The sequence below is a fragment of the Streptococcus oralis genome, from assembly GCF_964238205.1.
Lineage (GTDB): Bacteria > Bacillota > Bacilli > Lactobacillales > Streptococcaceae > Streptococcus > Streptococcus oralis_CZ.
Map to the genome: position 1 here is coordinate 274,534 of NZ_CAXSLF010000001.1, position 23,369 is coordinate 297,902.

Below are 23,369 nucleotides of genomic sequence, written 5' to 3' on the forward strand. Positions count from 1 at the left end.
CCTTACTGGGCTTCTGGCATTTGCCGAACATCTACGAAACGCCCTGCAATAGCTGCCGCAGCTGCCATGGCTGGACTGCAGAGGTGGGTTTTAGCACCAAAGCCCTGTCTGTCTTCAAAGTTGCGGTTGCTGGTTGAGGCGCAGTGAACGCCATCAGGTACCTTGTCAGGATTCATTCCTAGGCACATAGAGCAACCGGGATCTCTCCACTCAAAGCCAGCATCTAGAAAGACCTTGTCCAAGCCCAACTTCTCAGCAGCTCGTTTCACAGGACGAGAGCCCGGAACCACGATAGCCGTTAAGTTGGGTGCTATTTTCTTCCCTTTAACAAATCTCGCAGCCAGTTGCAAATCGCTGAGACGAGCATTGGTACAAGAGCCGATAAAGATATAGCCTAGTTCAATATCCGCTGGCTTTTGACCTGGTGCCAAGTCCATGTAATTGTAAGCTCGCTCATCATTCATATTCTTAATTTCTGGGAAGCTACTGTCAAAGTCAACCCCCATAGCAGGATTGGTTCCCCAGGTCACCATAGGAGCCAAGTCTGAGACATCCATCTGGATAACCTTATCGTAAACGACATTCTCATCACTGACAAGGGTCTCCCAATCTGCCATAGCCTCTTCAAAGTCCTCTGGAACACACTCGCGTCCCTTGAGATAATCATAGGTGGTTTGATCCGGATTCATGATTCCCATCTTAGATCCAAACTCGATGGACATATTGCAGATGGTCATGCGCTCTTCCATGCTCAGTACATCAATAGCCTGACCCCTATATTCCACCACATAGCCAACTCCACAGGCAACGCCGTATTTAGCAATCAAGGCTAAAATGAAATCCTTGGAATAAACTCCTTTTTGAGGAACACCAGTGAATTCTACCAGCATTTTCTTAGGTTTGACCTGCCAGAGAGTCTGGGTAGCAAAAACATGTTCGACCTCACTGGTCCCAATTCCAAAGGCGATAGCTCCGAAAGCTCCATGGGTTGCTGTATGACTGTCTCCACAGACAATGAATTTTCCTGGTTGAGTTCTTCCTGTTTCTGGACCAACCATATGAACAATCCCCTGCTTTTCAGAACCGTGGGCCGCATGTTCAATCCCAAACTCCTCAACATTTTCAGCCAGCTTATCAATTTGTGCCTTGGAAATGACATCTCGAATATCGTAGATATTGACCGTCGGGACATTGTGGTCAAAAGTTCCAAATGTCAAGTCTGGTCGTCTCAATCTTCGTCCTGCGTCTCGCAAACCTTGAAAGGCTTGAGGGCTGGTCACTTCATGAATATAGTGCTGGTCCACATACATGAGTTGGGGTTGCCCCTCTTCTCCTGTGATGACATGACGGTCCCATAATTTATCAAAAATCGATTTTCCTGCCATCCATTACCTCCAAATAACATATAAGGCTACTAGTGTGGACACCATCCCGAGAAACCAAACTGTTTTAAAGTACCATTTTCGAGTCTTGTGGTGAAAGATGATTCCTGCCAAACAGGCACCAAAACCACCACAAGTAAAGGCTAAAATAAGTAAGATTTTCTCAGAAATGCGCCAAGCTCTTCTCCTCGCCTTGGATTTGTCAATACCATAAATCAAGAAAACTATAACATTCCAAATCAAAAGGACTAGAGTAATTTTTTCGTCTAACTTCATAACCTTGCAATAATAGCTTCCGTCATTTCCTTTGTTGAAGCCTGTCCTCCTAGATCTCTCGTTAATATACCAGCTGCCAAACTTGCCTCAACAGCACGTTCAATGCGCTCCGCATCCTCATGACGTCCAAAACTATCTCTCAACATCATGGCAACTGATAAAACCATAGAGATAGGATTTGCAATTCCTTGACCTGCAATATCAGGCGCTGAACCGTGAATGGGTTCATAAAGACTTGGTCCATTTTCAGAATGACTGGCTGATGGCATGACCCCAAGTGTACCAGATAGGACGCTTGATTCATCAGATAAAATATCTCCAAAAAGATTCTCCGTCACGATGACATCAAACTTAGCAGGATTGGTAATCATGAGTATGGCAGCTGAGTCCACTAACTGGTGTTCCAATGTCACATCTGGGAAATCCTGTGAGACCTTCTCAGCTACTTTCCGCCAGAGTTTTGATGTTGCCAACACATTTTGCTTATCGATACTAGTAACGATTTTTCTGCGATTTCTTGCAATTTCAAAGGCCTTACGAATAATCCGCTCTACTTCTTCATAGCTATAGTCGTTGATATCACGCGCTTTGCGCTCTTCAAGGATATGATCTCCAAAGTAAATCCCGCCTGTCAACTCACGCACCACGATAAAGTCTACACCAGCAATTCGTTCCGGTTTGAGTGGTGACAAATGCTTGAGACTGTCAAAGATTTTTACAGGGCGAATATTAGCGTAAAGATTGAGTTCCTTACGGAGAGCCAGCAAGCCTTGTTCAGGCCGAACCGCTGCTCCATCATACTGAGGACTACCGATAGCCGCTAGAAGAATGGCATCTGCTTCTCTACTTGCCTTGAGGGTTTCATCAGGTAAGGGATGCCCTGCAGCATCAATACCTGCACCTCCAAAAGGTCGTCTGTCTATTTCATAGACAAAGCCTGTTTTTTCAGCTAGAGCTTCCAAAACCTCTAAACCAGCCTCCATGATTTCTGGGCCAATTCCATCCCCTGCTAGAGCTACTATTTTCTTTGTCATAGTATTCTCCTTTACACACTAGGCATATCGCGATAGGAAACGCTACGTCCCATCTCACCAGCATTCTCTTTTTGAACAAAGGTATTAGCATTGATGTAGGCAATAGCCGAAGCCTTCAACACATCGAAATCAAGACCTGCTGCGTTAAAGATGGTTTCTGTATCTCTGTTTTCAACAGTGACCAAGACCCGAGCCTGGGCATCAATTCCATCTGTCACAGCATCAATGGTATAGGACACCAAGCGGACGGATTGGTTAAAGAACTTGTCGATAGCGTTAAAGATTGCTTCAACAGAACCTTGCCCTATCGCATTAAATTCGACCTTCTCACCATCCATATTAGCCAGACTAACAAGCGCTTCAATGTCATTATCTGCATGAGTTTGCAGTTGTAAATCATCAAAGTGGAATCCTTCTGGGTTTTCAACCAAGGTTCCAGCTACCAGAGCACGAATATCTGCGTCTGTGATTTCTTGCTTTTTATCAGCCAGCGCCTTGAACTTAGCAAAAAGTGGTTTGATATCCTCTTCTGTAAAATCTAGGGCCAATTCTCTCAGTTTCTCAACAAAAGCATGACGTCCAGATAATTTTCCAAGCGGAAGGCTATTACTCTTGACACCGACCAATTCAGGAGTGATGATTTCATAGGTAAGAGGATTTTTAAGGACTCCGTCTTGGTGAATACCAGATTCGTGAGAAAAGGCATTGCCACCGACCACAGCCTTGTTTTTAGGAACTGGAATTCCTGAGAAGCGAGAAACCATTTCTGACGTATTGATGGTTTCATTTAAAACAATACTAGTTTCTGCTTGATAGTAATCTTGGCGGATATTGAGGGCCACTGCTATTTCTTCCAAAGCAGCATTTCCAGCTCGCTCCCCAATACCGTTGATAGTTCCTTCAACACGTCCTGCTCCGTTCTTGACAGCAGCAAGGCTATTAGCTACTGCCATTCCGAGGTCATCATGACAGTGTGGTGAATAGATAATCTGACGTTCCGTCTTGACATTCTCAATCAAGTATTTGAAGATAGCACCGTATTCTTCTGGTGTGGTAAATCCTACCGTATCAGGGATATTGATATAAGACGCACCTGCATCAACCGCTGTTTGAACAACTTGTAGAAGGAAATCCAACTCCGTTCTGGTCGCATCTTCAGGAGAGAATTCGACCACTTCAAACTTGGAACGTGCATAAGAGATATGCTCACTGATTGCTTCCAAAATCTCTTCCTTGCTCTTATTGAGCTTATACTTTCGGTGAATCGGACTGGTAGCGATAAAGACGTGAACCTGTGGATATTTGGCATCCTTGAGGGCCTCATAACAAGCATCAATATCAGACTTGACAGAGCGTGCCAAACCAGTCACCGCTGTTTTCTTCAAGGTCTTAGCAATCTCCTGAACTGCCGTAAATGAGTCTGGACTAGCCGCTGGAAAACCAGCTTCGATGGCTGAAATGCCCCATTTCTCCAACTGTCTTGCAATGGCAATTTTTTCCTTGATTGAAAAGTTAACACCCGGTGTCTGTTCTCCATCCCGAAGGCTGGTATCTAGAAATTCAACTGTTCTCATAAGATTTCCCCTTTTCCAAATGCGGTTTTAAAAAAACATCTCGCTCAGAAACCCAAGCGAGATGTTGATTCACTCCCGCTTGGTAAGCCAAACAGGACTAATGCTTTTTGCACTAGCCCGAGTACCTCAACAACAAAGCGAATTGATTAAACTTAGCTGCTTTCATGTTTGACTTTCTCCTTCGTTTGATATCTTGTTTAGTATTTTAGCATAGGCAAAAGTACTTGTCAAGAAAAAATCCAATATTTTCTGAAAATTTCTTCAGTAGAGAATATTTAGCTAATTGAAAATTATTGAAATGTTTCATTTTTTAGAAGTTAAGTTCCAACTTTTTTCTATCAATTCTAGTACTTCTTCATCTGATAAAGTATCATCAAGCGCCACACTAATCCAGTAACGTTTGTTCATATGAAAAGCTGGATAAATGCCCTTTTGTGAAAGTAGATCCACTACTTGATCATGTTTGAGGTTGACTGCTTCGACTAGACCTTCTCTACCCTTTTCCAGCTTATCCCAAGAGATTCTCATCAAAACAGCATACCATTTTTTATTGCCTTCATGTCTTAACACTGCCGTATCAGGTGATTTTTTCCACAAATACTCCAACTGATTTCCATACTTTTCCTGAACTTGAGTCATGATTCGCTTAGTCTGAGGACAGATAAAATCCTGTACCTCAAAACAAGCCTTTCGAATCTGGTAAAGAATCTCCAGACAAGCCTCACGGACATTTCCGACAAAACTTCCCCTCATGCTTTCCATATGGACTTGTGGATAGAGGTCACCGGTTTCCTGGTCAAAGACCTGAAAACTCACATTATCAGCAGTGATGGACAAAACCATGACAAAGTCACCTTGCAAAATCTGGCAACTATAGGTCCAGACTCCACTATTTTCTACAAAACCATAAGCATGAGCTTTTTCTTGATTAAACTGATAGGATTTAAAAATTTCAAACATAAGTGAAAACTGCTACCCTAAGCAGCAGTTCCTTTCTATTTTTTAAAAGACAACCTTAGTTCCATGTAATTGTGTCACACCCAGTTGGTCGATAAAGGTTTGACGGTTGTCCATATCAATCCCTCCGCCCGGTAAGATTTCAATTTTACCAGCTGCGTGTTCTAGAATTCTATGATAGTGAGCAAAGCGTTTCTCTAAAGAGTCGCCAGATACACCAGCACGAGTTAAGATACGTCTTACTCCAGCTTGACTGAGCCAATCAATAGCTTCTAACTGATCTTGGTCGCTCAATTCATCAAAGGCCATGTGAAAGACAATTTCCATGCCTTTAGATGCATCAATCAATTTTTCAAGGTTGGCTTTGTCCAACTTCTTATCTGATGTCAATGCACCAAAGACAACTCCTTGACTACCTGCCTGAGAAGTTAGAGCAATATCCTCAAGCATGATGGCAACTTCTAAATCATTGTAGACAAAATCACCACCACGTGGGCGAATCATAGTCATAATGGTCGTATCGTAGTCGGCAGCCAGTTCCACAGCCGCCTTGGTAACTCCGTAACTTGGAGTTGTTCCACCAACTGCTAGATTGTCACAAAGCTCGATGCGACGAGCTCCTGCCTGCATAGCTTTTTCAAGCAAGGTTACATTTTCAGCACAAAATTCGTAAATCATTTGATACTCCTTGAAGATTAGTTTGAATTTATTATATCATATTATTTTGAATATGTTTTTATTTTTATCAAGGGAAATCTTTACTTATTAAAGCTATTCTTTATCAGGAATCACCTTAAAAAGATAGTAGGTAATAAAGATGGTTAAACATCCCAAACCGATTTTAACTGGTAAAAGAGGCGCAAAATAAATGGAAATTCCCATCAAGATATAAATCGATACAATAATTTTTTTCTTACGTTCACGCGCAATAGACTTGGTCTCACGAAAGTCCGCAACATAAGTTTGGTAGAGCTTGGTATGATAGAGCCAATCTTCAAAACGTTTAGAAGATTTTGAAAAACAAGCTATTGACAACAAGAGAAAGGGTGTTGTTGGCAAAAGTGGTAAAACTATACCTACGAGAGCTAGAGCTAACGAGATAAAACCAATACTGAGATAAATGAAACGCATATCTTCTCCTAGTTTAGAATAATCATTTACTAGTTTCCCACATTTTAATGAATTTTGTCAAGCCTTTACTAAAAAGAGCCTGAAATTTATTTTCAGGACTCATTTTTTTATTTGATTTTTTCTTCTTCATAGTCGCCATTGCTACAAACTATTTGCTTACCGCCACCACGGACTTTTTTCTCCATGAGGAAGTTACCACATTTTGGACAATCTCGCCCTACAGGCTTGTCCCAAGAAGTGAATTCACACTCTGGATAGCGATTGCAACCATAAAAGATACGATTACGCTTGGTTTTTCTTTCAATGATTTGTCCTTGATGACAGCTTGGACACTCAACACCAATCTCTTTCACGATAGCCTGTGTATGACGGCAATCTGGGAAATTGCTACAAGCGTAGAACTTACCAAAACGACCAAGTTTAATAACCATCGGACTACCACACTCTTCACAATCAAATCCTGCTGGCTCATCCTTGATTTGGATTTTTTCCATCTCCTCTTCGGCTTTGGCAACCTCTTTAGAGAAGGGTCTGTAAAATTCATCAATCACTCGTTGCCATTGTTCTTTACCGACTTCGACATCATCAAGTTTTCTTTCCATTTCAGCTGTAAAGGTCACATTGACAATATCAGGGAAGTACTCAACAATCAGTTTATTGACAATTTCTCCCAACTCTGTCGGTTCAAAACGCTTGGCTGCCAAACGCACATAATAGCGTTTTTGAATAGTTTCAATGGTAGGTGCATAAGTCGATGGACGTCCAACCCCATTTTCCTCCAAGGTCTTAATCAGTGTTGCTTCCGAATATCGGGCTGGTGGTTGAGTAAAGTGTTGCTCAGGTTTACTATTGACCTGTTTGACAACATCACCAACTGCCATGTCCGGCAACATCTTATTCTTATCTGAGTCATTGTAAATGGCCAAGTAACCATCAAATTTAACCTGACTGCCATTTGCTGCAAATTGAACTCCATTTTGAGAGAGCTTAACAGCCATGGTATCAAAGATGGCACCAGTCATCTGACTCGCTACAAAACGGTTCCAGATAAGGGTATAGAGTTTTAGTTGGTCTTTGTCTAAGTATTTAGCAATTTTTTCTGGCGTGTTAAAGACACTTGATGGGCGAATAGCCTCATGGGCATCTTGAGCACCAGTAGCATTTTTGACCTTGCTACCATGCTTAGAATACTTACTACCAAAACGTTCATTGATGTAGCTTGCAGCTTCATTTTGTGCAACTGGACTGATACGAGTCGAGTCTGTACGCATATAGGTGATCAAACCTTGGACGCCCGTACCAATATTAATCCCTTCATAGAGTTGCTGGGCAACCATCATGGTCTTTCGAGTACGGAAATTGATTTTATTAGCTGCATCCATCTGCATAGTTGAGGTAGTATAAGGTAGTGGAGCGTTACGCTTGCGCTCTTTTTTATCTACCTGATCCACTGTAAAGTCTTTGCTGGATAGGTGAGACAAGACTTCTTTGACCTCTTCATTGGTAGCCAATTTCATCTTCTTGCCATTCATTCCATAGAAAGATGCTTGGAATTGCTTAGTCCCCTTTTTGAAGACTCCATCAATAGTCCAATATTCTTCTGGTTGAAAAGCATTGATCTCATTTTCACGGTCAATGATTAACTTGAGCGCGACAGACTGAACACGGCCAGCTGATAAGCCCTTCTTGACCTTTTTCCATAAAATTGGTGAAATAGAATAACCTACCAAGCGGTCCAAGACACGACGTGCTTGTTGGGCGTCCACCAAATCCATATCAATCTTACGAGGTTCTTTAAAGGCATTTTTTACCGCATCCTTGGTAATCTCGTTGAAAACAACACGATTAGCATCATTTTTATCTAGATTCAGAATATGAGCTAAATGCCAAGAAATTGCTTCTCCTTCGCGGTCCGGGTCACTTGCGAGAAAGACTTTACTGGCTTTTTTAGCTTCTTTTTTCAAGTCATTGATCAGAGGACCTTTCCCACGAATATTGATATATTGGGGTTCATAATTATTTTCTACATCGACTGACATACTGGATTTTTTCAAATCACGAATATGACCAACACTGGCTAAAACCTTATAATTTCTACCCAGGTATTTCTCAATCGTTTTAGCCTTTGCAGGCGACTCCACGATTACTAGATTTTTTTTAACTGTTGATTTTTTTTTCTTTGTTGCCGTAGCCACAGTATCACACCTTTTCAAAGTAATAAACTTTATAAAGTGTAAACCATTTTTAAAAACCTGTCAAGACTTAACTCTTATATATAGAAGAAAAGTTTAACCGATAAAACCTTACTAGTTCTTAAAACTCAAATTCTGCTAGCACATCCTGACCACTCGAAACAAGTTTTGCACCTTCTTGAACCAAGTGATGACAACCATCTGAACGACCATCTAAAATGCTACCTGGAATAGCAAAAACATCTCTTCCTTCTTCCATAGCTCGCTCACAGGTAATCAAACTACCAGATCTCATCTTTGCCTCAGCAACGATAACACCCATACATAGACCAGCAATAATCCGATTTCGTGCTGGAAAGTGATATTTCAAGGGTTCTTCACCAGGTCCATATTCACTCAGTAGCAAATGATATTCACCGATGTAGTCCTGCAGTCGTTTATTAGATCGAGGATAATAGACATCCAAGCCAGTCCCTATAACTGCAATAGTTTTTCCACCACCTTGAAGAATAGACATATGGGCTGCAGTATCAATCCCTCTAGCAAGCCCACTCACAATCACCAGCTCATTCTCCAGTTCTTCAATAACCTTACGGACTGATTTTGTCCCTGTTTGACTACAAGAGCGACTGCCTACAACTGCAATCTTAGGCAACTTTAAGAGATTTAAATCGCCCTTATAAAATAATAATACTGGAGCATCATAGATTTCACTGAGAGCAAAGGGATAGACATCGTCTAGGATGGAAAATGAGGGAAATTTTTCAAAGTCACTTCTTAATCTCTCCATACTTTCAAAGGTGAGTTTATGGTAACGTTCCATAAAAACCACTGGATTTCTACACTCAGATGCTTCTGCTATCGTTTCTAAGCTTAATTCCTGATCATAAATTTCTCCATATTGAAGAACCTTTAGCACTTGTTGATTACTTAGACCTGCTTGTTTCAACTTATAAATCTCAAAATTATCAATCTTAATTTTCATGATAGCCTCCTTATTTTTCTCTCTATCTATTTATTCGTAAAAAAGAAAAAAACTTCCCAACAAATTGACTTGTTTAGGAAGTTTCTATCATTAATAATGAAAATTTTAGTAATCAGGACGAAGAACTCCAGTGACAGTTGCCTTAGTTGCTTCGTAATCCCCATCAATAACAACCTTGATAATGCGTTTAGCATCCTCTTCAGGCGCAGGAACCAAAGGTAGACGAGTAGGCCCAGCTTCGAATCCCATATAGTTGAGTACTGCCTTAACAGGTGCCGGACTCGGGTAAGAGAATAGAGCATTAACTTTAGGAATAAATTTACGTTGAATAGCTGCCGCTTTCTTCATATCACTTTCTTCGATTGCAGTGAACATTTCATGCATCTCATCCCCATTTGTATGGGATGCAACAGATATAACTCCGTCTGCACCAAGGTTCATAGCATGGAAGGCATCTCCATCCTCACCAGTGTATACCAAGAATTCTTCTGGCTTATGCTCAATCAAGTAAGCCATATTAGCAAGGCTGGTACATTCCTTAACACCAACGATATTTGGATGTTCCGCCAAACGAAGTAAAGTATCTGGAGTCATTTCTACAACTACACGACCTGGAATGTTATAGATTATAATAGGCAAATCAGATGCATCTGCAATAGCTTTAAAGTGTTGATACATACCTTCTTGAGATGGTTTATTGTAGTAAGGAACAATCGCAAGACCAGCCGCAAAACCGCCAAACTCTGCTACCTCTTTGACGAATTCAATAGAATCTCGTGTATCATTGGTACCAACACCAGCGATTAAAGGAACACGGCCATTGACAACCTTTTGAACAGCCGCAAACAACTGCAACTCCTCATCGTGAGTCAGAGTCGGACTCTCAGCAGTTGTTCCTGCTAGGAGAATTCCGTCTGTATGATGTGCTAATAAATGTTCAATCAACTTTGGAATGGCATCGAAATTGATTGACCCATCTTCATGAAAAGGAGTAATAAAGGCCGTGATAATTTTACAATCTTTTAAATCTTGATAAGACATACAAAACACCTCTCTATTTTAAAGAAGGAGTTCAAATGAACTCCTACACATTATTTCAATTCAAATTTTAATTCAGCTGTTGGGCGTACTAGACCACGTTCGTGAAGTGTTTCTGCGATTTGAACTGAGTTCCAAGCTGCACCTTTAAGAAGATTATCAGATACTACCCACATATGAATACCTTTTTCTGCATCCAAGTCTTTACGGATACGTCCAACGAATGTATCACGTGAACCAACAGCATTTACTGCTTGAGGATAGATTTGGTGAGCAACATCATCTTCAAGAACTGCACCTGGGAAGGCAGCAATAGCTACTTTCACTTCTTCGATTGGTGCTACTTCTTTTGTTTCAATATAGACTGACTCAGAGTGAGCTGACAAAACTGGAATACGTACACATGTTGCTGATACGGCAATGCTATCGTCTTCCATGATTTTCTTGGTTTCATTGGTCATCTTCATTTCTTCGTAAGTGTAGTCATTATCAGTGAAAACATCAATTTGTGGAAGAGCATTGAAGGCAATTGGATAGTGTTTCTTATCGCCACCTGAAGGCAAGATTTCCGCATGTACATCACGTGGATTAACACCGTCATTCAAGACTTCACGAAGCTCACGTTGGGTTTCAAGAATTGCTCCCATACCAGCACCTGAAACTGCTTGATAAGTTGATACGATAATACGGTCCAAGCCCCATTTCTGACGAACTGGTTCAAGAGCTACCATCATTTGAATAGTTGAACAGTTAGGACAAGAGATGATTCCGTTGTGAGCATCAAGGGCGTGAGCATTCACTTCAGGAACAACCAATGGTACATCTGGATTTTGACGGAAGTAAGAAGTGTTATCTACGACGACTGCTCCTGCTTTTACAGCATAGGGTGCGTATTTTGCAGAAGTTGATCCACCAGCTGAGAAGAGAGCTATATCAACCCCTTCAAAAGCATCTTCTGTTGTTTCTTCGATGGTCACATCTTGACCTTTGAATTGTAAGACCTTTCCTGCAGAACGTGCAGACGCAAGGTAACGAATCTTATCGATCGGAAGAGTTGATTCTTCCAACATTTTGATCATTTGTGCACCAACGGCACCTGTAGCGCCGACAACAGCAACTGTGTATCCCATAACAAACCTCTTTCGGAATTTTCTAAAAATTTCTATAATAGAAACATTATACTACTTTTTACCAAAATTGAAAAGTCTTTTTCCTATCTATTTTCTGAAATTGACAAGAAAAGGCGGTGGGACAGAAATCGATAGACAAAGTCTCGATTTCGTAGTCCCAGCCCCGCGAGGATGATTAGGAGCTTTTTGGAGTCTAAAAGACGAACAAAAAGTTCAATCAGCTACCGCGTCAAAGTTTGATTGCTAATAAAAAATGAGGTCGGGCTCTTTTGTCCCAACCTCTTCTACTATTCATAAAATTGTTTATAGGGTTTATTAAAGGCTTCTAAGATATCTGATGGAGTTTCTGCATAAGATTTTATCTCTGTCAAATTCCCTTTAACGATAATTCTCTCAACTGCATTAGCATCTTCACAGGTTACCAAGGTAATCTCTTTAACCCCATCACGTTCGTCAATTACATCTACGCGATCAGGAGTTACAATTTTAACTTCTTCAATCTCGTATGTATAGACTTTCTCTTTATCAGTGAGATAAATTTTCATCCCTTTCTCAGCGCGAGCAAGAGGAGAGAATAATTTCTTATCTGCATTTTCACCTGCAAAGATACGGTGACTTGCTAGAGAATAATTTCCTTCCCCCATTACCTGATTGGCTTTCATTGTCCCAGCACCATAAAAGAGGTTAACATTATCGAGCCCCTTAAATATTGGCAGATTCATTTCAAGCTCTGGAATGGCAATACCTCCAATAACCGGAAGTTGCTGAGAATTCCACTGAGCTGATAGGACTGCCTCCGAGGAAAGTGATTTTACAGAATCAAAATCGAAATTTCCTTCTGTTTCTTTATTCTCCTCAATCTCTTCCTTAGTTACTTGACTGACCTGATACTTATTAGTGTTCCAAATCATGAACATATCACGAATATTGGCATTGAAGATTAAAGCGATAGATAACAAGATCAGGAATCCTGCCAGTATGTTAATCAGTAGATTCTTACGTTTATTTTTTTTACTTTTATTCTTTTTTTGAGACATTATGCTTCACTTTCTGTTTCCTGTTCTGCCCCAACTTCTTCTTTTTCTGCTGCTGCAACACTTGTAAAAGTCACAATCTTAGCATCTTGATCTAGACGCATCACTTTTACTCCCATAGTTGAACGCCCCGTTTGTGAAATATTGGCTACATTTGTTCGAATCATGACACCTGTGTCAGTGATAATCATCAAGTCTTCGTCACCGTTTACTGTTAAGAGACCAGCAAGAGGACCATTTTTTTCAGTAACATTGGCTGTTTTCATTCCTTTACCAGCACGACCTTTAGTTGGATATTCAGTGGCAACTGTACGCTTACCGTATCCTTTTTCGGTGATAATGAGGACTTCATCTTGGTCAGTGATCACTCTCGCTCCTACTACTGCATCACCTTCACGAAGGTTTACCCCTTTAACACCAGTGGCGATACGACTCATACTACGAACTGAAGACTGATTGAAACGAACTGCATAACCTAATTTGGTTCCGATGATGATATCTGTGTCTTTTTCAGTTAGTAAGACATTAATCAACTCATCCTCATCTTTCAGATTTAAGGCTTTGAGACCATTTTGACGAATGTTGGCAAATTCTTTGACACTGGTTCTTTTGACAATACCTGCGCGAGTTGTAAAGAAGAGATAGGCATCATCACTACGTTCTGATTCAACATTGATAATGGTTTGAATGCTTTCACCTTCATCCAGTTTCAAAAGATTGACAACTGGCAAACCTTTGGCTGTACGACCATATTCTGGAATTTCATACCCCTTAAGACGATACACACGCCCTTTATTGGTGAAGAATAGCAAATGATCGTGAGTGCTGGTTGAAACCAATTCACGCACAAAGTCATCGTCCTTAACTCCAGTTCCTTGAACGCCACGTCCACCACGTTTTTGAGCTGTAAATTCGTCTTGGTCTAAACGTTTGATATAACCTTTATTTGATAGAGTGATGAGGACATCAGACTCTTCAATCAAGTCTTCATCTTCAAGCGTCAAGACTTCACCAACCATCAACTCAGTACGACGTGGATCGCCAAACTTACGTTTGACCTCATCCAATTCTTCCTTGATGATTTGCGCTACACGTTCTGGTTTTGCAAGAATGTCTGCCAAGTCAGCAATCAAAGCAATAAGCTCATCATATTCTGACTGAATCTTGTCACGTTCCAAACCTGTCAAACGACGAAGACGCATATCGAGAATTGCTTGACTTTGACGTTCAGATAACTTGAACTTGCTCATCAATTCAGCTTGGGCTTCTGCATCCGTTTCACTGGCACGGATGATACGAATAACTTCATCGATGTGATCCAGAGCAATCAACAAACCTTCCAAGATGTGTGCACGCGCTTCAGCTTTCTCTTTGTCAAATTGAGTACGACGAGTCACCACTTCTTTTTGGTGCTCAATATAGGCATTCAAGATTTGACGAAGAGAAAGAATCTTTGGTACACCATTCTGGATAGCCAGCATGTTAAATCCAAAGCTAGTTTGCATTTGAGTCATCTTGAACAAGTTGTTCAAAATAACATTAGCTGACGCATCACGTTTCACTTCGATAACAAAGCGAACTCCCTCACGGTTTGATTCGTCACGAACAGCTGTAATACCTTCGATACGTTTTTCCTGAACCAAACGCACAATATGTTCATGGACTTTGGTTTTATTAACCATGTATGGAAATTCTGTTACAACGATACGTTCGCGACCAGTCTTAGTTTCTTCGATTTCAGTACGAGAACGAAGCACAATCGATCCTTTACCAGTTTCATAGGCCTTATGAATCCCTGATTTCCCCATAACAAGGGCACCAGTTGGGAAATCTGGACCAGGAAGAACTTCCATTAATTCCTTAGTTGTGACTTCTGGATTATCCATCACTAACTTAACAGCATCTATGGTTTCACCCAAGTTATGTGGCGGAATATTGGTCGCCATACCAACAGCGATACCTGTAGCACCATTGACCAAAAGGTTTGGGAAACGAGCTGGGAGAACCACGGGTTCACGTTCATTGGCATCATAGTTATCAACAAAATCAACGGTATTTTTATTGATGTCACGAAGCATCTCAAGAGCAATCTTGCTCATACGTGCTTCAGTATAACGCTGAGCTGCGGCACCATCACCATCCATGGAACCAAAGTTCCCATGCCCATCTACAAGCATGTATCGGTAACTCCACCATTGCGCCATACGAACCATAGCTTCGTAGATAGATGAGTCACCGTGTGGGTGGTATTTACCCATTACGTCCCCTGTAATACGGGCAGATTTCTTATGAGGTTTATCTGGTGTCACACCCAATTCGTTCATACCGTATAGAATACGACGATGAACTGGTTTCAACCCATCTCGAACATCAGGAAGGGCCCGCGATACGATAACACTCATGGCGTAGTCGATAAAGCTGGTCTTCATCTCCTTTGTCAGATTGACATTCACTAAATTTTTATCTTGCATTAACAAATGCCTCATTTCACTATTAGTAACTAGATATATTATACCATAGTTTGTCTCTTATTTCAGTGTTACAGTATGACTAAAACGTTTACATGACCAAGTGGATGTTATATCCGTGACAAAGCTATTTAAAAGTGATAAAATGAAACTAAACAGGGGAAGCCCTTAAAAAATGAAGGAGATGTTTAGACAAATGACATTAACTAAACAACACAAAAAAGTTATCCTTGTCGGTGACGGTGCCGTAGGATCATCATACGCTTTTGCTCTTGTTAACCAAGGAATTGCCCAAGAACTTGGTATCATTGAAATTCCTCAATTGTTTGAAAAAGCTGTTGGTGATGCTGAAGATCTTAGCCACGCGCTTGCTTTTACTTCACCTAAGAAAATTTATGCAGCTAAGTATGAAGACTGTGCGGACGCTGACCTTGTAGTTATCACTGCTGGTGCTCCACAAAAACCAGGTGAAACTCGTCTTGACCTTGTTGGTAAAAACCTTGCTATCAACAAATCAATCGTTGAACAAGTTGTTGCTTCTGGTTTCGACGGTATCTTCCTTGTTGCAGCTAACCCAGTTGACGTTTTGACTTACTCAACTTGGAAATTCTCAGGTTTCCCTAAAGAACGTGTTATCGGTTCAGGTACTTCACTTGACTCAGCTCGTTTCCGTCAAGCACTTGCTGAAAAAATCGGCGTTGATGCTCGTTCAGTTCACGCCTACATCATGGGTGAACACGGTGACTCTGAGTTTGCCGTTTGGTCACACGCAAACGTTGCCGGTGTAAAATTGGAACAATGGTTGCAAGCTAACCGTGACTTGGATGAAGCGGACCTTGTAGAACTCTTCATCTCAGTTCGTGATGCTGCTTACTCAATCATCAACAAAAAAGGTGCAACATACTATGGTATCGCAGTAGCCCTTGCTCGTATCACAAAAGCTATCCTTGATGATGAAAATGCTGTTCTTCCACTTTCAGTATTCCAAGAAGGTCAATACGGAGTTGAAAACGTCTTTATCGGTCAACCAGCTATCGTTGGTGCACACGGTATCGTTCGTCCAGTTAACATCCCATTGAACGATGCTGAAACTCAAAAAATGCAAGCTTCAGCAAAAGAATTGCAAGCTATTATTGATGAAGCTTGGAAAAACCCTGAATTCCAAGCAGCTTCTAAAAACTAATTTAAGTTAGAAAAAATGTCTAGACGGTTTGTCTAGACATTTTTATATTTCATTACTTTATTTCATTTGAGCAAAAGCTGCTTCTGCATCTGCGTTACTAATCGCACCTAATTGAATCTTAGCAATTTTACCCTGTGAATCAATTAGATACTCTGTAGGGATGCTTCGAATTTGATAATCTTGAAAAACAGCTCCTTTTGTATCATACAAAACTGGGATGTCTTTATAACCTTGTTCTTCAAACCACTTTGGAAATTGGTCTATCGTTTTTTCACCTTGAAGCCCTGGCGCAATGACAGATAAAATTTCGAAATCACGATCTTCCTTAGCAGCAAGCTCCATCAATTCTGGCATACTCTTCTTACATGGTCCACACCAAGATGCCCAAAATTTAAGATAAACTTTTTTTCCTTTAAAATCAGATAATTTGACTTCTTTTCCATCCATCGATTGGAGGGTAAAATCTGGTGCTTCGACTCCAATAGCTACTTGCTTCACAGTTGCTTGCTGCTGTGTCTGAGTCGTTTTGTTTTCTTGACTCGATTTTTTCTCTTCCTTGCCACAAGCAATCAGAAGAAAGAGAGACAAGAAACTAAGCCCAAAATAGATAATTTTTTTCATAGATAACTCCTTTTATCCTAATATTCCAGATAAGACATTTAACTGTCCCAACATTAATAAAATTCCCATGAGAATGATCAATAAACCACCAATTTTCTTCAATAAAAGTATGTGGGATTTGATTCTACTAAAATAAGGCATGATAAGACCTGATGCCAAGGCCAGAATTAAAAATGGAAGCGCCATTCCAAGAGTGTAAATGAGGGTTAATAAGGCCCCCTGAAGAGCTCCATTTCCTCCTGAGGCAGCCAGTGCTAAAACAGAACTTAAAACTGGGCCTATACATGGAGTCCAGCCAAAGCTGAAGCTGATACCCAGTAAAAAGGCCGACAAATATTTGCTAGGCTGTTTTTGATTAAATGTTACTGTTTTTTGTACCTCTAATTTTTTTAAGTGAAGAATTTCCATCTGATGCAAACCCAGTATAATAATCATGATTCCCATGACATAACGAAACCAATCAGCATAAAGTAAATTCCCAAGGAATCCTGCTCCAAATCCAAGAATAAAGAAGATGAGAGAGATCCCCGCAATGAAACAGAGTGTTCGAATCAATCCTGACCAGGCAACATCTTTACCCAAAAAACGAAATGTCCTTGACTCCTCTTGATCATCTAGCAGAACACCTGCGTAGACTGGTAACAAGGGAAAGATACAGGGAGAAAAGAATGACAAAACCCCAGCTATAAAGACAGAAATAAAAAATAAAATACTTTCCAATTAAGAACCTTCTTTCATATAGTTATCTTTTATTTTACTATAAAAGAAAACGTTTGTAAGAAATCCGCTACGCAAATTTATTTTCAACTTGAAAGAATCAAAAAAGGAGCTCAGCTCCTTTTTTGATTAATAAGTTCCCTCTTCACCTTGACTTGTCAAGATTACAGGCCCATCTTTTGTAATAACAAACTGATGCTCGTACTGGCATGATAGTCCACCATCGATTGTTTTATGTGCCCAGCCTGTTTTCATATCTGTATCGATTTCCCAATCACCAGTATTGATCATAGGTTCGATTGTCAAAACCATACCTTCACGAAGGCGGAGACCACGACCTGCGATACCATAGTTAGGCACCATTGGTTCTTCATGCATAGTTGGACCAACACCGTGTCCTACAAGATCACGAACAACTCCGTAACCACGACTTTCAGCATATTCCTGAATAGCAGCTCCAATATCTCCAATACGATTTCCTACAACAGCCTGCTCAATTCCCTTATACATAGCTTCTTTGGTAACATCCATCAAGTTTTTAACTTCTTCTGACGGTTTTCCAACAGCGTAAGCCCAACAAGAATCTGCCAAGCCACCCGTAAAGTTTTGAGTATATTTTTTCATCTGCTCAACGTTGTTAAAATTGAGTTTAGAAACATTGAGGTCAGACTTCGCGATTGGCCCACCAAGAACCATATCTACCTTCAGTAAATCGCCTTCCTTCAAAATATAGTGGCGTGGAAAAGCATGGGCTACTTCGTCATTAAGCGAACAACAAGTTGCGTATGGATAATCCATCATTGCCCCATCAACACCAATTTGAAGGGGGAGGAAATTTTCTTCTTTACAACGACGACGCACATATTCTTCTACTTCCCACATATCTACACCTGGTTTGATGATGTCACGCAAACCGATGTGAATACTGGCAAGAAAATCGCCAGCCTTATCCATTGCTTCGATTTCTCTAGCTGATTTTAATGTAATCATGTTTTCTCCTAGTTTTAATTAATTTTTACAGTAACATTTGCTTTTGATACGATTTGATGATTGATATAAATATCATAGTCGATAATGGCTGACCTTCTCGTATGATGAATAATTCTAGCCTGAATTCGCAAGATATCATCAATCTGAACAGCCTGTAAAAAGTAAATCAACATCTGTTCGATGATGAGATTACGTCCGCTATTCACGACCAGATCCTGCGTCATATGGGTCAAAATTTCTGAAAGAACTCCATTTGCAAGGACTCCATTTTTTTCCAACATAAATGGTTCAACCGTAATGACAACTTCATCATGGTGGTAAGATAACTTCTGACCAACCTGTTCTGAAAACGTTGGCAATGCTGAAACTTGAGAGCGACTCATCTTTTCCATGACATCCCGTCTAGTAATAACACCAAGTAAAGTTTGATTACTTCTCACAACAGGCACCATTTCAAAGTCTTCAGCAATCATTCTCTGGCTAACATTAGCGATATTCGTCGCTAAACCAGTCATGTAGACTGTCCTTGTCATGACCTTATCTATCGTTGTACCAGGTGATTTATCTCCAGCATCACGCATAGTAACTACACCAACAACGACCTGATGCTGATTGATGACAGGGAAACGGCTCGTTCTATTCTTACGAACCAAGTCTAGATAATCTTTGACAGTATCCGTTTCCTGTAGAAATCCATATTCATGACTAGTACGATAGATTTTTTCAACCGTCAAAATATCTGTCTTGATCTGAACGTTAGACAAAGCTCTGTTGATCATAGTCGCAATTGTAAATGTATCATGCTTACTGCGCAATACTGGAATATTTTTTTTATTAGCATGGTTCAAAACATCTTCATGAACTTCAAATCCACCTGTTACCAAGACAGCATTTTCATTTTCAAGTGCCAATAACTGAATACGTGTTCGATCTCCTACGATAAGTAAGCCGCCATCATGAAGATAAGAAAGAATATTCTTTTCAGTCATCGCTCCAATGGAGAATTTACTAAATTCTCTATCCAATCCAGCTTGACCAGCTAAAACTTCCGAGCCTGTAACCTCTGCAATTTCTGCGAACGTTAATTTCTCAATAGCTACTTTTTTTGACTTTACACGTACTGTTCCACTTCGAGGACGTGTTTCAACAAGTCCCCTATTTTCAGCTTCTTTGATAGCCCGATATGCCGTACCATCACTTACTCCCAGTCGATTTGAAATACTACGAACACTGACACGCTTCCCGACTGGCAATTCTTCCAAGTAGGCTAATATTTCTTGGTGTTTACTCATTTAGATTTCCTTTTGTATAACGGAATTCTAGATAATCCCGCATCTTTCGGGTATAACGATCGCTACCTTTAAAACGACGATAAAGAACAAAATCTGATTTTTCTGCTACTTTCTGACTAGCAACATTTTCTAGATGTGTCACAATCGAAAGTTGCTTCAATGCAAACTCGTTCATGGATAAATCTCGTAATTTAGTAACTGCTTCAGTCATATAACCCTGAGACCAATAGTCTTTCTTTAAAAAATAGCCAATTTCTGCTTCTTTCTTAATTTCATCAAGTTTTTCAAACTTGATAGCTCCAATCATTCTTTGCTCTTTTTTATCACAAATAGCCCAAATTCCCAAAGGTGATTTCATAAAATAATTGGCAAGAGCATACTGACTTTCTTCAATACTTGCTTGTGCAGGAAAGATAAATTGAAGATTTTCAGGATCTGATGCAAGTTGATGAAAATCATCTACATCTGTAAAAAAGAAGGGACGGAAATATAAACGTTCCGTCTCATAGAAAGAAAATTTTGCTAATTTAGTCCAGATATTCATTGCAATCCTCAAATTGCTAATCTTCGATTAGCTCAATATCTGCTCCAAGATTACGCAATTTTTCGATAATATTCGAGTAGCCTCGAAGGATGAATTCAACATTGGTAATCTCTGTTTTTCCTTCAGCCATCAAGCCAGCAATAACTAAGGCAGCTCCAGCACGTAGATCTGTTGCCTTAACTTTTGCACCCTGCAAAGGATTTCCACCCTTATAAAGGATGTGGTCGTTTGTTGTTGAAATATCTGCATTCATTTTGGCTAATTCAAAAACATGGTTGACACGTTTTTCATAGATTGTATCAATCAATGTGCCACGACCTTCTGCTTTTAATAGCAAGGGAGTAATAGGCTGTTGAAGATCTGTTGCGAAACCTGGATAAGGAGCTGTCTTGATATTAACAGCCTTTAGATTTGTTTGCTCTTCGACGAAAATACTGTCTTCAGAAACAGTCATGTGAACACCCATTTCTTCAAGTTTAGCAATAAATCCTTCTAAATGCTCATAAAGTACATTATTAATTCGAATCCCATGACCTACTGCAGCTGCCATTGAAATATAAGTACCTGCTTCAATACGGTCAGGGATGACTTGGTGGCGTGTTCCGTGCAAGCTATCCACACCATCAATTGTAATCATATCTGTACCTGCTCCACGAATGTGAGCTCCCATATTGTTTAATAATGTAGCCACATCAATGATTTCAGGTTCGCGAGCAGCATTTTCAATAACTGTTCGACCTTTAGCCTTTACTGCTGCTAGCATCGTATTGATTGTTGCACCAACACTAACAGTATCCATATAGATATGCGCACCATGTAGACTTGATCCTTGGGTTGAGAGATTCATATTATCTCCCTCGTAGGTTGTCTTAGCTCCCATAGCTTCAAATGCTTTTAAGTGCAAATCAATTGGACGTGGTCCTAGATCACACCCTCCAGGCAAACCTACAGTTGCTTCACCAAAACGTCCTAAAAGACTACCATAGAAATAATAAGACGCACGCAAGCTATTAATTTTACCATAAGGCATTGGTTTATTTTGAACACCACGAGGATCAATCTCAAGAACATCGTCATAACGCTTGACACTAGCTCCCATGATTTCCATAATCTCAATAAGACTAGCTACATCAGAGATGTCCGGAACACAATCCAAAATCACAACATCATCTGATAAAATAATGGCAGGAATCAAGGCAACGACACTATTTTTAGCGCCACTAATCGTAATTTCACCTTTCAATGGTCTCCCACCGTTAATGACAATTTTTTTCATTTTATACTCTTTCACTATTTATTAAGAAGGTCTCACCCTATATTATACCATATTTCTTACTAATAGCCAATCCTATAAAAAAATTAGGCCCAGAACTATCTTGATATTAAAGACGAGAACTGTGGTTATATCAGTTAGAATTATCATACTTATCAAAGCTAGTAAAAATCTTCCTAGCCTGTAATTTTAAGGCTTGCAACAAAATTTTTACTGTACATTTTTTGTTTGCGATTGGGTAAAGAAAGACAGGCTTATTAAGTATATTCAATAGTATTCAACTTTTAAAAATAAGAAATAAAACCGATGATATTGTACAAAAATTTTACATAAAAATCATTTTGGGTACCAAAATGGGTATCAAAACAAAAAAATAGGCTCTCCGAAAACTCGGAAAGCCTTATTTAATGCTACTTAGAGCGATTATTTAGCGATTGGGTAAACAGAAACTTGTTTTTTATCGCGACCTTTACGTTCAAAGCGTACTACGCCTTCAACTTTAGCGAACAAAGTATCGTCTCCACCACGTCCAACGTTTACACCTGGATAGATGTGTGTACCACGTTGACGGTAAAGGATTGATCCACCAGTTACAGTTTGTCCGTCAGCTGCTTTAGCTCCAAGACGTTTAGCTTGTGAATCGCGTCCGTTTGATGTAGAACCTCCACCTTTTTTGTGGGCGAAAAGTTGCAAGTTGTTAAGAGTCATTTTTAACATAATGTTTTCCTCCGTGTTAGTTTTCTGTGATAACTCTGGTTTGGACGAACTCAGAAGAGTTCTCCGATAAGGTTGCCATACCCAAGAAAAATGATTCAAAAAATAACTGCGTCATTTCTCTCTGGTGTGAAGGAAGGTCTCTAGGAATTTCAACCATCAGATAGCCACCTTCATCTTCGTTTAATTCTAAGATTGGTTCATAGCCTGCAAATTTCTCAATGGAATTGATAAAGTTAATGGCAAGCGTAGAAACCGATGCACACACGACATCAAAGCCGTATTCGCCACTCTCGGCGTGTCCAGTAATTTCCGCACTCCTCAGCTCGCCATCTTCGGCTCTCTCAAAGACTGCTTGTATCATGTGTTCTCCTTAAAATTAAGCGTTGATTGCGTTGATGACAACTTTTGTATATGGTTGACGGTGACCTTGTTTACGGTGACTACCTTTTTTAGGTTTGTACTTGTAAGTAACAACTTTCTTTTGTTTTCCTTGTTTTTCAACAGTTCCAACTACAGTAGCTCCAGCAACAAGTGGAGTTCCGACAACAGTGTTTTCACCACCAACAAGAACAACTTCGTTAAAAGTAACTTCTTGACCAGCTTCAACGTTCAATTTTTCAACGTAAACTGCTTGACCAACTTCAACTTTAACTTGTTTTCCGCCAGTTTTGATAATTGCGTATGTGCTCATTATGCACCTCCTATGATTTTTTGGGGTTCCCCCCGTATTTTTTGTGAAGACTCGCCTAGCATCGTGGGACGAACCACTTACACTTGAAAATCAAGCAACGATGTTCGTGCGGTTGCACAGGATCGTGCATAGTCAACTCT

At 40.2% G+C, this 23,369-nt stretch carries 23 protein-coding genes and 1 other annotated feature; of the genes, 1 reads left to right on the forward strand and 22 read right to left on the reverse strand.

Features of this window, described 5'->3' with window-relative positions; translation table 11 throughout:
* Window positions 1-2: 2 nt before the first annotated feature.
* From leuC to gyrA, 13 genes are all read right to left on the reverse strand, one after another.
* Window positions 3-1,385 (reverse strand): 3-isopropylmalate dehydratase large subunit, encoded by a 1,383-nt coding sequence (gene leuC / locus ACESOD_RS01415; RefSeq protein ID WP_373093569.1) that lies wholly within the window; start codon window positions 1,383-1,385, stop codon window positions 3-5.
* Between the two features lie 3 nt (window positions 1,386-1,388).
* Window positions 1,389-1,658 (reverse strand): DUF1294 domain-containing protein, encoded by a 270-nt coding sequence (locus ACESOD_RS01420; protein WP_373093571.1) that lies wholly within the window; start codon window positions 1,656-1,658, stop codon window positions 1,389-1,391.
* On the reverse strand, window positions 1,655-2,692 hold the full coding sequence (gene leuB / locus ACESOD_RS01425) for a 3-isopropylmalate dehydrogenase (RefSeq protein ID WP_373093573.1): 1,038 nt from the start codon (window positions 2,690-2,692) through the stop codon (window positions 1,655-1,657). Before leuB ends, ACESOD_RS01420 begins: the two co-directional genes overlap by 4 nt.
* An 11-nt stretch (window positions 2,693-2,703) precedes the next feature.
* Window positions 2,704-4,266 carry a 2-isopropylmalate synthase gene (locus ACESOD_RS01430; protein WP_373093574.1) on the reverse strand — a complete coding sequence of 521 codons (1,563 nt, stop codon included), beginning with the start codon at window positions 4,264-4,266 and terminating at the stop codon, window positions 2,704-2,706.
* A gap of 303 nt (window positions 4,267-4,569) precedes the next feature.
* Window positions 4,570-5,226 carry an MmcQ/YjbR family DNA-binding protein gene (locus ACESOD_RS01435; protein WP_373093576.1) on the reverse strand — a complete coding sequence of 219 codons (657 nt, stop codon included), beginning with the start codon at window positions 5,224-5,226 and terminating at the stop codon, window positions 4,570-4,572.
* Between the two features lie 42 nt (window positions 5,227-5,268).
* Complete coding sequence (locus tag ACESOD_RS01440; protein WP_373093578.1) at window positions 5,269-5,901, reverse strand: copper homeostasis protein CutC; 633 nt, start codon at window positions 5,899-5,901, stop codon at window positions 5,269-5,271.
* Between the two features lie 93 nt (window positions 5,902-5,994).
* Window positions 5,995-6,354: a YbaN family protein gene (locus ACESOD_RS01445; RefSeq protein WP_373093580.1), complete on the reverse strand. Its 360-nt coding sequence runs from the start codon at window positions 6,352-6,354 to the stop codon at window positions 5,995-5,997.
* A gap of 107 nt (window positions 6,355-6,461) precedes the next feature.
* A complete protein-coding gene (topA, locus tag ACESOD_RS01450; RefSeq protein WP_373093582.1) occupies window positions 6,462-8,549 on the reverse strand; it encodes a type I DNA topoisomerase in 2,088 nt (695 codons plus the stop codon).
* Between the two features lie 118 nt (window positions 8,550-8,667).
* The gene (gene dprA, locus ACESOD_RS01455; RefSeq protein ID WP_083279658.1) at window positions 8,668-9,525 is read right to left on the reverse strand and encodes a DNA-processing protein DprA; all 858 of its coding nucleotides are present in this window, start codon (window positions 9,523-9,525) and stop codon (window positions 8,668-8,670) included.
* Between the two features lie 111 nt (window positions 9,526-9,636).
* Window positions 9,637-10,572, reverse strand: coding sequence for a 4-hydroxy-tetrahydrodipicolinate synthase (gene dapA, locus ACESOD_RS01460; protein ID WP_060955817.1), 936 nt, complete (start codon window positions 10,570-10,572; stop codon window positions 9,637-9,639).
* A gap of 50 nt (window positions 10,573-10,622) precedes the next feature.
* A complete protein-coding gene (locus ACESOD_RS01465; RefSeq protein WP_373093584.1) occupies window positions 10,623-11,699 on the reverse strand; it encodes an aspartate-semialdehyde dehydrogenase in 1,077 nt (358 codons plus the stop codon).
* Between the two features lie 287 nt (window positions 11,700-11,986).
* Window positions 11,987-12,736, reverse strand: a complete 750-nt coding sequence (locus tag ACESOD_RS01470) for a class A sortase (RefSeq protein ID WP_373093586.1) — start codon at window positions 12,734-12,736, stop codon at window positions 11,987-11,989.
* Window positions 12,736-15,204: a DNA gyrase subunit A gene (gyrA, locus tag ACESOD_RS01475; protein WP_373093588.1), complete on the reverse strand. Its 2,469-nt coding sequence runs from the start codon at window positions 15,202-15,204 to the stop codon at window positions 12,736-12,738. Before gyrA ends, ACESOD_RS01470 begins: the two co-directional genes overlap by 1 nt.
* Window positions 15,205-15,397: 193 nt before the next feature.
* On the opposite strand from gyrA, the gene ACESOD_RS01480 reads away from it, so the two are divergent.
* A complete protein-coding gene (locus ACESOD_RS01480) occupies window positions 15,398-16,384 on the forward strand; it encodes an L-lactate dehydrogenase (protein WP_000176425.1) in 987 nt (328 codons plus the stop codon).
* A 57-nt stretch (window positions 16,385-16,441) separates the two neighbouring features.
* Here ACESOD_RS01480 and sdbB read toward each other — a convergent pair whose 3' ends face one another.
* The 9 genes from sdbB to rplU form a co-directional block, all read right to left on the reverse strand.
* The gene (gene sdbB, locus ACESOD_RS01485; RefSeq protein WP_373093590.1) at window positions 16,442-17,005 is read right to left on the reverse strand and encodes a thiol-disulfide oxidoreductase-associated lipoprotein SdbB; all 564 of its coding nucleotides are present in this window, start codon (window positions 17,003-17,005) and stop codon (window positions 16,442-16,444) included.
* Between the two features lie 12 nt (window positions 17,006-17,017).
* The gene (gene ccdA2, locus ACESOD_RS01490) at window positions 17,018-17,725 is read right to left on the reverse strand and encodes a thiol-disulfide oxidoreductase-associated membrane protein CcdA2 (protein ID WP_373093592.1); all 708 of its coding nucleotides are present in this window, start codon (window positions 17,723-17,725) and stop codon (window positions 17,018-17,020) included.
* Window positions 17,726-17,851: 126 nt separating this feature from the next.
* Window positions 17,852-18,712, reverse strand: coding sequence for a methionyl aminopeptidase (locus ACESOD_RS01495; RefSeq protein WP_045763436.1), 861 nt, complete (start codon window positions 18,710-18,712; stop codon window positions 17,852-17,854).
* Window positions 18,713-18,726: 14 nt separating this feature from the next.
* Window positions 18,727-20,004, reverse strand: a complete 1,278-nt coding sequence (spxR, locus tag ACESOD_RS01500; RefSeq protein WP_000033785.1) for a CBS-HotDog domain-containing transcription factor SpxR — start codon at window positions 20,002-20,004, stop codon at window positions 18,727-18,729.
* Window positions 19,997-20,548, reverse strand: coding sequence for a GNAT family N-acetyltransferase (locus tag ACESOD_RS01505; RefSeq protein WP_049525843.1), 552 nt, complete (start codon window positions 20,546-20,548; stop codon window positions 19,997-19,999). Before ACESOD_RS01505 ends, spxR begins: the two co-directional genes overlap by 8 nt.
* Before the next feature lie 16 nt (window positions 20,549-20,564).
* Complete coding sequence (locus ACESOD_RS01510; RefSeq protein WP_045763439.1) at window positions 20,565-21,824, reverse strand: UDP-N-acetylglucosamine 1-carboxyvinyltransferase; 1,260 nt, start codon at window positions 21,822-21,824, stop codon at window positions 20,565-20,567.
* 420 nt (window positions 21,825-22,244) lie between these two features.
* On the reverse strand, window positions 22,245-22,538 hold the full coding sequence (gene rpmA / locus ACESOD_RS01515) for a 50S ribosomal protein L27 (RefSeq protein WP_000916509.1): 294 nt from the start codon (window positions 22,536-22,538) through the stop codon (window positions 22,245-22,247).
* 16 nt (window positions 22,539-22,554) lie between these two features.
* Complete coding sequence (locus ACESOD_RS01520; RefSeq protein ID WP_373093595.1) at window positions 22,555-22,899, reverse strand: ribosomal-processing cysteine protease Prp; 345 nt, start codon at window positions 22,897-22,899, stop codon at window positions 22,555-22,557.
* 15 nt (window positions 22,900-22,914) lie between these two features.
* A complete protein-coding gene (rplU, locus tag ACESOD_RS01525) occupies window positions 22,915-23,229 on the reverse strand; it encodes a 50S ribosomal protein L21 (RefSeq protein ID WP_000109141.1) in 315 nt (104 codons plus the stop codon).
* 37 nt (window positions 23,230-23,266) lie between these two features.
* Window positions 23,267-23,353: a sequence feature (ribosomal protein L21 leader region), on the reverse strand.
* Window positions 23,354-23,369 lie beyond the last annotated feature (16 nt).

Bases quoted from the DNA above. Each gene is read 5' to 3' on its own strand.
- ACESOD_RS01520 (WP_373093595.1), bottom strand. From the start codon at position 22,899: ATGATACAAGCAGTCTTTGAGAGAGCCGAAGATGGCGAGCTGAGGAGT.
- ACESOD_RS01510 (WP_045763439.1), bottom strand. From the start codon at position 21,824: ATGAAAAAAATTGTCATTAACGGTGGGAGACCATTGAAAGGTGAAATT.
- spxR (WP_000033785.1), bottom strand. From the start codon at position 20,004: ATGAGTAAACACCAAGAAATATTAGCCTACTTGGAAGAATTGCCAGTC.
- rpmA (WP_000916509.1), bottom strand. From the start codon at position 22,538: ATGTTAAAAATGACTCTTAACAACTTGCAACTTTTCGCCCACAAAAAA.
- ACESOD_RS01465 (WP_373093584.1), bottom strand. From the start codon at position 11,699: ATGGGATACACAGTTGCTGTTGTCGGCGCTACAGGTGCCGTTGGTGCA.
- dapA (WP_060955817.1), bottom strand. From the start codon at position 10,572: ATGTCTTATCAAGATTTAAAAGATTGTAAAATTATCACGGCCTTTATT.
- leuB (WP_373093573.1), bottom strand. From the start codon at position 2,692: ATGACAAAGAAAATAGTAGCTCTAGCAGGGGATGGAATTGGCCCAGAA.
- ACESOD_RS01505 (WP_049525843.1), bottom strand. From the start codon at position 20,548: ATGAATATCTGGACTAAATTAGCAAAATTTTCTTTCTATGAGACGGAA.
- ACESOD_RS01420 (WP_373093571.1), bottom strand. From the start codon at position 1,658: ATGAAGTTAGACGAAAAAATTACTCTAGTCCTTTTGATTTGGAATGTT.
- ACESOD_RS01440 (WP_373093578.1), bottom strand. From the start codon at position 5,901: ATGATTTACGAATTTTGTGCTGAAAATGTAACCTTGCTTGAAAAAGCT.
- rplU (WP_000109141.1), bottom strand. From the start codon at position 23,229: ATGAGCACATACGCAATTATCAAAACTGGCGGAAAACAAGTTAAAGTT.
- sdbB (WP_373093590.1), bottom strand. From the start codon at position 17,005: ATGAAAAAAATTATCTATTTTGGGCTTAGTTTCTTGTCTCTCTTTCTT.
- ACESOD_RS01430 (WP_373093574.1), bottom strand. From the start codon at position 4,266: ATGAGAACAGTTGAATTTCTAGATACCAGCCTTCGGGATGGAGAACAG.
- ACESOD_RS01445 (WP_373093580.1), bottom strand. From the start codon at position 6,354: ATGCGTTTCATTTATCTCAGTATTGGTTTTATCTCGTTAGCTCTAGCT.
- gyrA (WP_373093588.1), bottom strand. From the start codon at position 15,204: ATGCAAGATAAAAATTTAGTGAATGTCAATCTGACAAAGGAGATGAAG.
- ACESOD_RS01470 (WP_373093586.1), bottom strand. From the start codon at position 12,736: ATGTCTCAAAAAAAGAATAAAAGTAAAAAAAATAAACGTAAGAATCTA.
- ACESOD_RS01480 (WP_000176425.1), top strand. From the start codon at position 15,398: ATGACATTAACTAAACAACACAAAAAAGTTATCCTTGTCGGTGACGGT.
- ACESOD_RS01495 (WP_045763436.1), bottom strand. From the start codon at position 18,712: ATGATTACATTAAAATCAGCTAGAGAAATCGAAGCAATGGATAAGGCT.
- ACESOD_RS01435 (WP_373093576.1), bottom strand. From the start codon at position 5,226: ATGTTTGAAATTTTTAAATCCTATCAGTTTAATCAAGAAAAAGCTCAT.
- leuC (WP_373093569.1), bottom strand. From the start codon at position 1,385: ATGGCAGGAAAATCGATTTTTGATAAATTATGGGACCGTCATGTCATC.